This is a genomic window from Methylobacterium crusticola (genome assembly GCF_003574465.1).
In the GTDB taxonomy this organism is placed as follows: Bacteria; Pseudomonadota; Alphaproteobacteria; order Rhizobiales; family Beijerinckiaceae; genus Methylobacterium; species Methylobacterium crusticola.
Genome location: NZ_KZ984643.1, coordinates 1 through 12,630 on the forward strand (window position 1 = coordinate 1; position 12,630 = coordinate 12,630).

The following is a 12,630-nucleotide window of genomic DNA, read 5'->3' on the forward strand; positions in this document are numbered from 1 at the left end:
GGCCGGCGGCCGGCCCGCGAAGCCGGCCGATGCGGCGGCCGGCGGCCGGCCCGCGAAGCCGTCCGCGGCCGGGGACCGCGACGTCCGCGCCTTCCTGCGCGGCTACAGCGGCGGTCCCTGCTTCTACACGGCGCTCGTGCGCGCCGGCCGCGGCGAGGCGACGATCGAGGCCTTCGGTGCGACGCCGGCCTCGTTCGTGGCCCTCGACGCGGCGTTCCAGCGCGCCCTCGGCTTCGACCCCCAGATCAACCTGCGGCAGATCGCGCCGCCGCAATGCCCCCTGGTCGGCTACCTCGCGGGCCTCGACGCGCAGCGGGCCGTCCGCAGGCCCGACGTCCGCAGGCCCGACGTCCGCAGGCCGGACCTGGCCCTCAAGTCCGACACCCTGCGCAGCGGCGACGAGATGAGCGCCACGGCCGACGCGCGGGCCGACCGGCACGTCGCGCTGCTGCTCGTCTCCGACGACGGCCGGGTGCACGACCTCTCGGGCTACGCCAGGCGCAGCGGCGATACCATCGCGGTGACCCTGCGCCTGATCGGCAACCGCCGCGACGGCGAGGCGGCGGCGCCCCAGCTCGTGATCGCCCTCGCGAGCCCGCGGCCGCTCGCGGCCCTGCTGGCCGCCCCCAAGGGCGGCAAGGGCCTCACGGCCGACCGCCTCTTCCGGCAGCTCGCCGAGGAGGCCCGCAAGGGCGCCCCGATCGGGGTCGCGGTGAAGTACTTCACCTTGAGCGGCGGCAGTTGATCGGCTTTCCGCTCGACCCCGTTCAGTCTATCATGCGGCCCAGGGTGCGGCTCCTCAGGATTGATCATTGACGTCGAGCTTCCATGCGGTTGCGGCGCAGATCCCGGAGGAGGCATGCCTGTCCGAGATGATGCGCCTGCGCCACGGCGATCCGGCCTGCCCGGCCTGCGCGCGCAGGGCCGGGTTCGCGCAGGTGCTCAAGCATCGCGCCTTCGCGTGCCGGGCCTGCGGGTTCAAGCTCTATCCGTGCCAGGGCACGCCCTTCGCCAAGCCGCAGCCGCCCCTCGCCCACTGGTTCTACGCCATCCACCTGCGGGCGACCGGCCGGCCGGCCGGCCCCCGCGACCTGGCCCGGGCGCTCGGATGCCCGAGGCTCGTCGCCGAGCAGGTCGCCGCGCGGGTCCTGGCCCTCGAGCACGAGGGGCCGCAGGGGAGCCCGCCGGTGGCGTGGTTCGAGGCGGTGGCGGATTTCGTCGCGGAGCGCCTCGCGGCCGCCTCCGCCGGGAAGGCGCCGCGCCCCCAGCACGCGGAGACGGCCTGGCACACCCTGACCTCCCTGGTGCGGCTGCCCGACCTCGAGCGGCGCCCCTATTTCGGGGCGGCGCTGATCGGCGCCCTGGTGAGCATCGCCATCGGCGTCGGCTGGCTCATGGTGCCGGCCGCGCCCGAGGAGGATGCCGAGCTCGTGCAGGCCACCGCCATCCTGTCGCTCGCCAACGATTCCGCGGTCCTGCTCGTGTCGCAGGAGGTCGCCGACCAGCTCTACGACGTGTCGGACCTCGATCCGGCCCCGGCCTCGCCGCTGGCGCCGGACATCCGGATGATGCCGGCGGGCGTGCCCCTGAAGCGGATCGCCGTGGCGGATGCCCGCCCGATCTCCCGCCCCTCCGTCAAGCTCGCCCCCTCGGTCGGCAACTCGATCCTGCAGGGCGACCTCTCCACGGCGCGCAAGCGGGCCGAGGACCGGCCGGAGCTCGCCGCCTACGCCTCGCTCGCCATCGCCCTCGACACGAGCGGGCCGAGCAATCCCGACGAGATCCTGACCTTCGGCCCGATGAAGATCCGGCGCTACCTCGTCGAGAAGATCGTGCGGGCGGCCCGCGTCACCAGCACCGACCCGGTGCTGCTGATGGCCATCGCCGACAAGGAATCGAGCTTCGTCACGGAGGTCCAGGCCCAGACCTCCTCGGCCACCGGCCTGTTCCAGTTCATCGAGAAGACCTGGCTCGGGGTGGTGCGGGATTTCGGGCCCACCTACGGGCTCGAGCGCGAGGCGCGCCTCGTCACCGGCGACCTGGCGGCGGCCGAGCGGACGCGCATCCTGGCGCTGCGGCGCGACGCCTACCTGTCGGCGGTGTTCGCCGCCGAGATGCTCAAGCGCGACGGCAACCGGATCGCCGTCAAGCTCGGCCGGCCGCTCACCGGGGGCGAGGTCTACCTCGTCCACTTCCTGGGGCCCGACGGGGCCGAGCGCCTGCTGACGCGGGCGGTCGCGGCGCCCGATGCGGCCGCGGCCGAGCTGCTGCCGAAGCCCGCCGCCGCCAACCAGACGATCTTCTACTCGGCCGACACGGACGGGACCAAGAAGAGCGTCTCGGTCAGCGCCGTCCGCGACAAGTTCGAGACGATGATCGGGCTGCGGCTCAACCGCTACCGCAACGTGCACGCGGTGGCCCGGGCGGAGGGCGTGCAGCCCGCGGCCCTCCCGGTGAAGCCGGCCCGCTGACGCGGCGCCGGCCGCCCCGGCGGCGCGGGGGCGTCCGGCCGCCCCGGCGGCGCGCGCCGGGCCCGGGTCCTCAGAGGTAGGAGGCCACGGTGCCGAAGCCCATGGTGCGGGCGCGGGCGCGGATCTGCGCCTTCTGGTCCTCGCGCAGCGTGCTCAGGAGCGGCTGGGCGGCCCAGTAGATGCGCATCGAGGTGCTGGAGTTGAAGGCGCCCGACGCGTCCTGCCCGGAGCGCACGAGGGCCATCTGCTGGGCGGCGGCCTGGCTCAGGGCCGCCTCCACGGGAGGCCAGTGCAGGGCCTGCTCGGGGGTCAGGCGCAGGGAGAGCTTGATCCGCCGGATCTCGGTCGGGGTGAGCACCTGGGACTGGGACTGGGGTTCGGCCGGGCGCAGCGGCGCGGCCGCCGGGGGCGTGCGGGCCGCGGGCAGGTAGGCCAGCCGATCCTGCGCCGGCCGCTCGCGCGCCGGCCTCTCCGGGGCGGGCCGCTCCTGGGGCGGCAACGCGGTCTCGCGCCGCGGCGCCGGGCGAGGGACGGGGCGCGGTGCCGGGGGCGGCGTGGCCGCCTCGGCCGCGTCGGGCTCGGGCGGGCTCTCGAGGTCCGCGGCCGGCGGCAGGACGTCCTGCGGCAGGGCGACCGGCAGGGCCGCCGGCATGGGTGCGGCCGGCGGCAGGACGGTTGGGGGAAGGCCGCCGGTCTGGGGAAGGCCGCCCTGGGAGCGCGGGGCCGGCGCCAGCGCGACCTGGCGCGGGGGCGGCAGCAGGGCCTTCGGGAGCGCGGGGGGCGGCGCGGGCGACAGCAGGGCGGGCGGCCCGGCATCGAGCAGGAACGTGCCCTTCGGCGGCGGCGCCGCGATCTCGGTCCCGGGCGTCAGGCTGACGATGGCGAAGGCGCCCGCTCCGACGAGAGCGGCGAACACCAGGCTCCCCGCCGCAAAGGACGCCGCAGATCTCCAGCGCATCCGTGCCTCCCACGCGATCGGGCGTTCGTAGCAGCGTAAGCTCAGTCAAGAATCGAGGCAATTACGTACGGGCGACCACGACCGTCCATCGACTTGAGAACATCATGCGCCGCGCCGCGCGGTGTGCGGGGGCACAGGCCGCAACAGCGCCAGGATCGAGCGTGCCGCGGCAGCGGGGGCGTGCCCCCGCCTCAGCGGTCCTTGCCGCCCCGATCGTAGCACTCCGCGAAGAACACCATGAAGGCCGCCATCATGCCGTCCTCGTGGGCGGCCGTGAGGGCGTCCCATCGCGTGGCGTAGAGGTCCCACAGGCGCGCCTTGCGGGAGCCGAGCAGGGCGCTCAGGCCGCGCTCGTCGCCGAGGGACGCCTCGACCGCCTCGGGGTCGAGGTCCTGGAGCAGGAGCCGCAGGGCGTGCTGCATGGCGGAGAACAGCTTCACCTCGTGGGACTTCACGTCCCGGAAGCCCTCCTCCATGGCGCGCCGCGCCGTCAGGTAGCCGCTGGTCGGGCGGCCGAACATGATCCGCAGGGCGTCCTCGACGGTCGGCGTGAACTTCAGCGGGTTGTTGTCGAGGACCTGCACCGTGGTGTGGCTCGCCGCCCGGGCCGCCCGCTTCGTCTCGGTGCGCGCCGCGAGCAGCTGCTTGAGGTTCTCCGCGGCGAGCCGCGTCAGGGCGCCGAGCTCCTCGGCCAGGTCCTCGGGGTTGCGCCAGGCGAACACCTCGGCGGGCACGCCCGCCCCTTGCGCGAAGCGCTGGATGAAGGCGTCCATCCCCGGGGCGGCGCCCGGCGCGGGGGCGCCCGGGGCGGCGGCCGGGTCCGCCGCCGGGGCGGCGGGGCGCGGGTTGCGCGCGGGCGCCGCGAGGGAGAGCTGCCCCCACGGGTTGTCGGTGTCGGGCTGCATCGCGGCCGCCGCGGGGGCGGACCGCTCGGGCACCGGCGGATCGTCCCAGCCCGCGCGGCCGAGTTCCTGCCGGCCGGGATCCTGCCGGCCGAGGTCGGGGCGGCCGGGANGGCCGGGATCCGGCTGGCCCGGGTCCGGCTGGCCGAAATCGCGGCCGAAATCGCGGCCGGGTTCCGGCCGCCGCGGCGTCGGAAGCGGAGGCGGGGCGGGGACCGGCTCGGCGCGCGGCGGCGCGCCCTGGGCCCAGCCCATCTCGGGCACCGCCCGGGGGGCGTCGAGCGGCGGCAGCGCGGAGAACGGGTCCCGCCGCTCGCCCTGGCCCGGCTCCGGCAGGTCGACCCGCCAGTCCCGGAAGTCCGGGTTGCGGGGCCGGCTCTCGCGGGCGGGGCGCAACTCCTGGCGCGCGATCGGGGGGGCCGAGTCGTACTGCCCGGACCAGAGGTCCTGGGAGGCGTTCGCGACCGGCGCCGTGGTCACGGCCACGGACGCCGCCTGCTCGCCGTCGATGTGGACCCGGATGACGTAGTGCCCGATGTAGAGCCGGTCTCCGCTGCGCAGCCGGTAGGGCTCCTGCAGGCGCTGGGCCGTCTGGTTCACGAAGGTGCCGTTGCGCGAGACGTCGTGCAGCCAGTACGTGCCCTCGCGGTAGCGCACCTCGCAGTGCTTGCCGGACACGGTCAGGCTCGGATCCGGCAGGGTCCAGTCGAGGTACTGGTCGCGCCCGATGTCGAGGCCGCGGTTGCCCGTGAGCGTGTAGCTCAGGGGCCCGCCGTCCGGCAGGCTCGTCTCGTTCTCAATGATCAGATGCAGCGGCATCGCGCCATCGTCGCTCCACGATCCACCTGATACCCTCCCGGCCCGACGCGGCGTGTGCGGGACCGCATCCCGCGCGCCGTCCAGGTCGCGCATCGACGGCCGCGGCGCCGCGGGTTCGGGACCGCGGGCCGTGCCGGACAGAATATGACGGAAATGCCGTGGGCGTCAGGCTTTTCGTGCGCGCGGGATCGCCTCAGGGGGCGTCCTGCGGTTGCATCAGGCGCAGGGCGCCCTCCAGGCAGCGGTTGAGGCGGTCGCTCCGGTCCCGCGCCGGCACGTGGGCGAGGCCGCTCAGCACCGCCACCCGGGCCGCCCGGGCGGTGTAGTGGGGCGGCGCCTGGACGGCGCCGAGGCCCGGCGGCGCGATGTTGCCCCCCGACCACCCGGCCGCGAGGGCGAGCCAGGTCGTCGGCACGCGCCGGTCCGCATCGGCCCCGAGCCGCAGGGCGGCGAGGCGGTTCTCCTCCTCGGGCGCGTACACCCAGGCCTCCGCCGCCCGCAGGGCCGGCTCCGTCGCCTCCAGGCCGGGGATCAGCAGGCGCACGCACTGGCAGGCCCACCACACCGTCTCCCGCCGGCCGAGCACGTAGGCGCCGAACGCGACCCCGTCCTCCGGCGTGCCGCTGCGCCCGAGGGCTAACAGGAACACCGTCGGGGCATCGCCGGTCGGCGCGGCCTGGACGTCGTCGCGCAGCGTCGGGAACGCGTCGAAGACCTCCAGGGCGGTGCTGAAGCGCAGTCTCGTCATAGGCCCCTCAGTTGATCTTGATGAGCGGGGCTGTCTGAATGATGTCGGCGCTGCCCTCGAGCTTGATCTCCCCCGATTCGATCTTGATGGTCGCCGGCGTCATGGTGATCTTGCTGGCACCGACCTCGAAGATGATCTGGGTGCCGGCCTTGAAGTAGATCTTCTGGGCGATGTCGCCGTTCCAGTTGCCGCTCTCGACCTTGAGCTTCTCGTCGCCGTTCTTGAGGGTCGTGGAGCGCGAGGGCGAGCCGACCGGGGTCTCGAAGGTCTCGCCGATCACCCGCGTCTCGGCGTGCCGGACCACCGAATCGTGATCCTTCTCGGCGCGCATCTTGATGTTCTCCGAGCTCTTCTTGTCCTCGAAGAGGAACTCGTTGTAGCCGTTGTGGCCCTTCGTCGAGTCCGACTTGACGCCCGAGATCGTCTTGTTGTCGGGCAGCGGGTAGGGGTACCGGTAATCCTTGTTGTACACGGTGCCGACCACGAGCGGCTGGTCGGGGTCGCCCTCCAGGAACTCGATCACCACCTCCTGGCCGACCCGCGGGATGTACTGCCAGCCCCAGGACTTGCCCGACCACATCTGGGCGACGCGCACCGGCCGGGAGATCTTCGACTTCTCGCGGTTCCAGTGGAACTGGACGAAGATGCGGCCCTCCTCGTCGACGTCGATCTCCTCGCTCTTGTTCTTCTCCCGCGCGACCACGATCCCGGTCTGCGGCCCGCGGATCAGGGGCTTGGGCGTCACGATGGGGGCCCGGAAGGGCCGCTCGCTCTTCAGGAGCTCGTAGTGCCCGTGATACATCTCCCCCGCCTCGGCGCCCGCGCCCGAGGTGTAGCCCTCGGCCACGAAGGCGTGCGTGGCCCGCACGACGAGGTACTCGGCGGCGTCGGTCGGGTGCTGGGAGACCTTGACCAGCCCGCCCGGGAACAGGCTCACGGCGTCGCCGGCCGCGTGCTTGCGCTGGTCGAGCGCCTGCTCGGCCTCGAGCCGCACCTTGGAGAAAGTCTTGCCCCGGTCCTGCTCCGTATAGCGGCCGGGATAATCGTAGACCTCGAGGCTGGATTTCTCGTACTTCTCGGCGCCTTGCGAATCGGACTTCAGGTTCGCCGTCGGCTTCATGTAGTCGTAGTCGTTGAGGGCGAATTTTCCCGTGCGGAATCGCCGCTCCGCCACCCAGTGATAGACGTGCTCGTGCTTGCGCCGGTCTTGGTCGGCGAGGGGGATGAACGGCAGGCTGCCGCCGGGCAGCGCCACGTTCGGGTGGCAGGACTTCGAATCGGCCAGGACCAGTTCGTGCTTGTCCTTCGAGTGCTTGTGGAAGGTGTAGATGCCGAACTCCTCCATCAGGCGCGACACGAACGCGAGATCGGTCTCCCGGTACTGGACGCAGTATTCTATCTCGGGATAATCGCCCTCGTTCGCCTTGACGGAGTAGTCCTTGAAGCCCGCGGTGTCGAAAACCTCCTTGATGATCTTGATGACGTTCTTCTCCTTGAAGATCCGGCAGTCGGCCCGCCGGCCCAGCAGCCATAGCCAGGGTCGAAGCACCAGACGGTAAGCGTAGAGATTTTGCTGAACGCCGACCCACTGTGCTTCCACGAGGATGCCGTTGAAGTTGCGCTCGGCGCCATCATAGCTGTTGACGGTGACAGTACAGGCGCGACCGATGGATTTGCTGAAATCAATGTTTTGATTCGGGCTCAGCGCGTCAATTCGGTATTCGAAAAGTTCGCTCAGACCCTCGTCCGCCTCGAAGCGGGCCAGGACAAGTTTGTCGCCTTCTACGGGTGTTTTCAGGCGGGCGACACGTGTGGTTTGAGTAGGATCAGAGTGCATACGCCGGCACGTCCCATTACCGTCCAGACGAACGGGTTCGTCCTTGACAGTAACGAAACCCGCTTGCATAGTCGACCCGTGTTCTGGGAGCGCACGATGTCTAGGATGTTGGTCGGGATCGGGTTGGGTCTCGGCGGCTGCCTGCTGGCGGCAGGAGCCGCGGTCGCCCAGGTCCCGCCGTCCTACCGCGCCAGCGACGTCGAGCGCTACTTCTCCGCGCGGGAAGGCGCCTCCGCGCAGGGGGGTGCCCCGGCCCGGGACCTCGGTCCCTCGCGGGGGCTCTGCATCGGCGCCGAGAGCCAGTGCTCCAGCGCCGTGCCGGCCCGCCCGAAGGTCTCGGGCGGGTTCGACCTGCTGGTGAACTTCGGCCACAATTCCGACGTGCTGACCCCGGGCGCCAAGGCCAACCTCGACGAGTTCACCAAGGCGCTGCGCAGCGACCGGTTGCGGTCCGCCGCCTTCACGGTCGAGGGCCACACGGACGCCAAGGGCGGCGACGGCTTCAACCTCGACCTCTCGGCCCGCCGCGCCAGGTCCGTGGTGCGCTACCTCTCCGGGCACGGCGTGCCGGCGGACCGGCTCGAGGCCAGGGCGTTCGGCAAGTCGCGTCCGCGCACGGCGGACCCGGCCGATCCTGTGAACCGCCGCGTCGAGGCGCATCTCCGGGGCGAGTGAGGCTCGCGGGTTCCCCGGACCGGCCATCCGGGTCCGGCCGATAGACCGCAGGGGGCCATGGCCGCACTGAACTTCTCGGATTTCGAGGCGCCGCTCTCGGCGTCCGACCCTTGCGGCCCGGATCTGGACCTCGAGGGAGATCCGGCTTTCATGCAGTACATGGCCGGCGCCGAGAACGCGCTGCCGCCGGCCTACTTCGAGCGCGACGACGAGGGCCGCCTCAAGCCCTTCGACCGGAGCGCCTACGACTTCAAGGCTCAGGTCGCGGCGATCGGCGTGCTGCTCGCGCGCACCCGCGACCTGCGCCTGCTCGCCCTCGGCGGGCGGCTCTGCGCCCTCGACCGGGACCTCGACGGCTGCTCGCGCTGCCTCGCCCTCGTCGCGGACCTGCTGCGCGATTCCTGGGAGGAGGTGCACCCGCGGGCGGAGGACGGCGACTACAGCTACCGGATCGGCGTGCTGCAGGCGCTCGACGACATGCCGACCATGATCCTGCCGCTCCAGCACCTGCCCCTGTTCACGAACCGCCGCTTCGGGCCGATCAGCTACCGGACCGTGGTGGTGGCGAGCGGCGAATCCCCGGCCCGCGACGGCGAGAAGGCGATCGACCAGGTCGAGCTCGAGCGGGCCCTCGCGGAGGCCGAGCCGGCCGACCTCGCCGCCGCCCGCGAGGGCGTCGCGCGCCTCGCCGAGGCCGCGCGCCGCATCGCCGCCGTGACGGCCGAGCAGGCCGGCGCCGAGAACGCCGTGCGCCTCGACCGCGTCGAGGCGTTCGCCCGGCAGGTCGCGAAGTTCCTGGAGCCCGACGCGGCGGGCCCGGGCGCGGACGCGCCGGCCGGCGAGGCGGACGGGGTGGCCCCGGTCCCGGGCGGGACCGCGGCGGCCGCGCTCCCGCCCTCCGGCCGCGTGACGAGCGCGGCCGCCGCCGCCGCCGCCCTCGCCGCCGTGAGCGAGTATTTCCGCCGGCACGAGCCCTCGAGCCCCGCCACGCTCCTGGTGCGGCAGGCCGAGCGGCTCATCGGGCTGCCGTTCCAGGAGGTCATCCGCGCCCTGCTGCCCAACCACGCGGAGGGCGCCACCCTCTACATCGGCCCGCGGCCCGAGAAGTCGTTCCAGCTCCGGGTCGACCGCATCGCCGAGATCCTCGGCGAGGAGACCGGGGAGCGCGGCCTGCCCTCCGGCGCGGACGGCGACGCCCCGCCGCCCGCCTACGAGGTCGCGTCCCGGGCCGGCGCCGTCGCGCTCCTGAAGGAGGTCGCGGCCTTCTACCGGGCGAGCGAGCCGTCGAGCCCGATCCCGCTCTTCACCGACCGGGCCTGCGCCATGATCAACCAGGACTTCCTCAGCATCCTGTCGGACGTGCTCCCGGGGGTGCGGCTCGCGCGGGAAAGTGACTAAACGCACAGCCGCGCGGCCCGGCGGGCCCTATCGTGGCACGAGTATAGTGAGACGAAGGACGAGTTCTGAGGGGTGACGTCTCGGCGCCTGACTTTGCATCTTGTCCGAAAATCAGTTCTGTGGTGGTATCCGCACGCGTCGGCACCGCGGATTTCCCAGCTGGCCGGAGGCTTAAATGGCTGACTCAGGGCAGAAGTTCATCAAGCGCAACCGCCCGCCACGGGTCCACATTACCTATGAAGATCCCTACGATGCCGAGAAGAACATCGAGCTGCCGTTCGTCATGGGGGTGATGGCCGACCTGTCGGGCAACGCGCCGGGCGTCGAGAAGGAGAAGCTCGGCAATCGGACGTTCACCGAGTTCGACATGGACAACTTCGAGAAGCGGATGTCGGCGATCAAGCCGGGCGTCGCCTTCCGGGTCCGCAACCGGCTCTCCGCCGAGGACGACGAGAAGCTGTCGGTCAATCTCAGCTTCAACAAGATGGACGATTTCAGCCCCGCGGCGGTCGCCCGTCAGGTCGAGCCCCTGGCCAAGATCCTCGAGGCGCGCGAGCAGCTCTCGAACCTCCTGCGCTACATGGACGGGAAGGCCGCGGCCAGCGGCGAGATCAAGGCGCTGCTCAAGGACCCGGCCAAGATGGAGGCCCTGCGCGAGCAGCTCGGGCGGGCCCGGACGGAGGCGCAGGACGCCGCGCCTGCGGGCAAGCCGGAGGAGTGAGCCCGGGCGGCGCCGCGCCGGCCCGCGTCCGTCCCCGGGCTTCCTCCGGTGACGGGCCCGGCGCTCGGGCCGCGCGGCGCGCCCTGCGATCGGAACCCGGAGCCGCCGCCGTTCCCGTCGGGACCGGGATCGGCTCCGGAGAGGCGCCGCGCGGCGCGCCGGAGCATGGTGCGGAATCGGGGAGCCCAGGGACGAGGTCGTTGCGCGGCGCCGCGCGGCCCTGCACCGGGAAACAAGGCTAAGAGGCGATCATGGCATCAGGAACGACGAGCTTAGAGCAGCAGCGGGGCGGAGCCGCTGGCCAGACGACCGAACCCGGCGACTTCTCGGATGTGCTGCGGCAGAGCTTCAAGCCGCGCACCGACCGGGCGCAGACGGAGGTCGAGAACGCGGTCGTGACCCTGGTCAACCAGGCGCTCGCGAACGCGGACGTCATCAAGGACGACGTCCTCGACACGATCGAGGAGATGATCGCCCGCCTCGACGAGAAGCTGACCGCGCAGGTCAACGAGATCCTGCACGCCGAGGAGTTCCAGCGCATCGAGAGCGCCTGGCGCGGCCTCAACCACCTCATCATGAACTCGGAGACGGACTCGACCCTGAAGATCCGGGTCCTCAACGCCTCCAAGACCGAGCTCTACCGCGAGCTGCGGCAGTATCCGGGCGCGCGCTGGGACCAGAGCCCGCTGTTCAAGCAGATCTACGAGGCGGAGTTCGGCCAGCTCGGCGGCGAGCCGTTCGGCTGCCTGATCGGCGACTACTACTTCAGCCACCAGCCGACCGACGTGTCGCTGCTGCGCGACCTCAGCAAGATCGCGGGCGCCGCGCACGCGCCCTTCTTCACCGGGGCGGATCCGAACCTCCTCGGGATGGATTCCTACACCGAGCTCGCCAATCCGCGCGACATCGGCAAGATCTTCGACACGCCCGACTACGCCGCCTGGAAGTCCCTGCGCGACGCGCCCGATTCCCGCTACGTCGGCCTGTGCCTGCCGCGGGTGCTCGCCCGCGTCCCCTACGGCGCGAAGACCGAGCCGGTGGAGGAGTTCGCCTTCGAGGAGGAGACGGACGGCCACAAGGGCGAGAACTACGCCTGGATGAACGCCGCCTACGCGATGGCGACGAACATCAACCGCGCCTACAAGGATTGCGGCTGGACCGTGCGCATCCGCGGCGTCGAGTCCGGCGGCGAGGTGATGAACCTGCCGAGCCACACCTTCCCGACGGACGACGGCGGCGTCGACCTCAAGTGCCCGACCGAGATCGCCATCAGCGACCGGCGCGAGGCGGAGCTGGCCAAGGCCGGGCTGATCCCGCTGATCCATCGCAAGAACACCGACAAGGCCGCCTTCATCGGCGCGCAATCCCTCTACAAGCCGAAATCGTTCTTCGGCGAGAAGGGCGTCGAGGCCACCGCGTCCGACAACCTGTCGTCGCGCCTGCCCTACATGTTCGCGGTGTCCCGGTTCGCGCACTACCTGAAGTGCATGGTCCGCGACAAGATCGGCTCGACCAAGGAGAAGGAGCAGCTGACGAAGTGGCTCCAGGAGTGGATCAACCAGTACGTCGACGGCGATCCCAAGAACTCCTCGGAGCAGACCAAGGCGCGCAAGCCCCTGGCGGACGCGCGGGTCGACATCTTCGAGAACGAGGAGAACCCGGGCTACTACTCGGCCAAGTTCTACCTCAGGCCGCACTACCAGCTCGAGGGAATGGACATCGGCATGAGCCTCGTGTCGCGGCTGCCGGCGGCGAAGTCCTAGCGTCCGCGGGGCCCGGCCGGCTCCGGAGAGGCGAGCCTCGCCTCTCCGCCTGAGGCCAGGGCCGACCAGCACCGGGGCTCGCGGCCGCGCAGCGGCCGGGACCCGACCCGCTCTCAATTCCCGGAATCCTGTCCGAGGGCCGCGCCCGGTGCGGGCCCTCGCCCGGATGGTCGCCGCCGGCGGCTGCCCGGGCCCCGTCCGCGAGCCTCGCGCCCGCGCCGGGACCCGGGCATCGCCGGACACGCGATCTCGCGCGCGTCTTCAACGTCGCCCACGCCGCGTCGTGGGCTGGAGGGAGTGACGAAGTCATGGCAGTCGATATTTTCCTGAAGCTCGAG

9 protein-coding genes and 2 pseudogenes are annotated in these 12,630 nt (G+C 71.9%); 6 read left to right on the plus strand and 5 right to left on the minus strand.

The window, feature by feature from the left end; genetic code table 11:
• Together DT057_RS35380 and DT057_RS36460 are read left to right on the plus strand one after the other, a co-directional pair.
• A pseudogene (locus DT057_RS35380) lies at nucleotides 1-745 on the plus strand (hypothetical protein); the annotation flags it as partial.
• A gap of 67 nt (nucleotides 746-812) precedes the next feature.
• Entirely contained in the window at nucleotides 813-2,471 is a 1,659-nt protein-coding gene (locus DT057_RS36460; RefSeq protein ID WP_238312742.1) for a transglycosylase SLT domain-containing protein, read from the plus strand.
• A 70-nt stretch (nucleotides 2,472-2,541) separates the two neighbouring features.
• Here DT057_RS36460 and DT057_RS04640 read toward each other — a convergent pair whose 3' ends face one another.
• From DT057_RS04640 to DT057_RS04655, 5 genes and pseudogenes are all read right to left on the minus strand, one after another.
• A complete protein-coding gene (locus tag DT057_RS04640; protein ID WP_128560949.1) occupies nucleotides 2,542-3,429 on the minus strand; it encodes a hypothetical protein in 888 nt (295 codons plus the stop codon).
• A 191-nt stretch (nucleotides 3,430-3,620) separates the two neighbouring features.
• Nucleotides 3,621-4,443, minus strand: an 823-nt coding sequence (gene tagH, locus DT057_RS36015; protein WP_203236182.1) for a type VI secretion system-associated FHA domain protein TagH, incomplete at its 5' end; no start/stop codon positions are given.
• Between the two features lies 1 nt (nucleotide 4,444).
• A pseudogene (locus DT057_RS37470) lies at nucleotides 4,445-5,243 on the minus strand (type VI secretion system-associated FHA domain protein); the annotation flags it as partial.
• Between the two features lie 100 nt (nucleotides 5,244-5,343).
• Complete coding sequence (locus DT057_RS04650) at nucleotides 5,344-5,898, minus strand: DUF6931 family protein (RefSeq protein WP_128560951.1); 555 nt, start codon at nucleotides 5,896-5,898, stop codon at nucleotides 5,344-5,346.
• Between the two features lie 7 nt (nucleotides 5,899-5,905).
• Nucleotides 5,906-7,735, minus strand: a complete 1,830-nt coding sequence (locus DT057_RS04655; RefSeq protein WP_128560952.1) for a type VI secretion system Vgr family protein — start codon at nucleotides 7,733-7,735, stop codon at nucleotides 5,906-5,908.
• A gap of 96 nt (nucleotides 7,736-7,831) precedes the next feature.
• Between DT057_RS04655 and DT057_RS04660 the strand changes: the two genes are divergently transcribed.
• From DT057_RS04660 to tssC, 4 genes are all read left to right on the plus strand, one after another.
• Entirely contained in the window at nucleotides 7,832-8,410 is a 579-nt protein-coding gene (locus DT057_RS04660; RefSeq protein WP_238312747.1) for an OmpA family protein, read from the plus strand.
• Nucleotides 8,411-8,467: 57 nt separating this feature from the next.
• The gene (locus tag DT057_RS04665; protein ID WP_128560953.1) at nucleotides 8,468-9,808 is read left to right on the plus strand and encodes a type VI secretion system protein TssA; all 1,341 of its coding nucleotides are present in this window, start codon (nucleotides 8,468-8,470) and stop codon (nucleotides 9,806-9,808) included.
• Nucleotides 9,809-9,983: 175 nt separating this feature from the next.
• Entirely contained in the window at nucleotides 9,984-10,529 is a 546-nt protein-coding gene (tssB, locus tag DT057_RS04670) for a type VI secretion system contractile sheath small subunit (RefSeq protein WP_128560954.1), read from the plus strand.
• Between the two features lie 251 nt (nucleotides 10,530-10,780).
• Entirely contained in the window at nucleotides 10,781-12,292 is a 1,512-nt protein-coding gene (gene tssC, locus DT057_RS04675) for a type VI secretion system contractile sheath large subunit (protein ID WP_128560955.1), read from the plus strand.
• The last annotated feature ends 338 nt before the right edge of the window (nucleotides 12,293-12,630 follow it).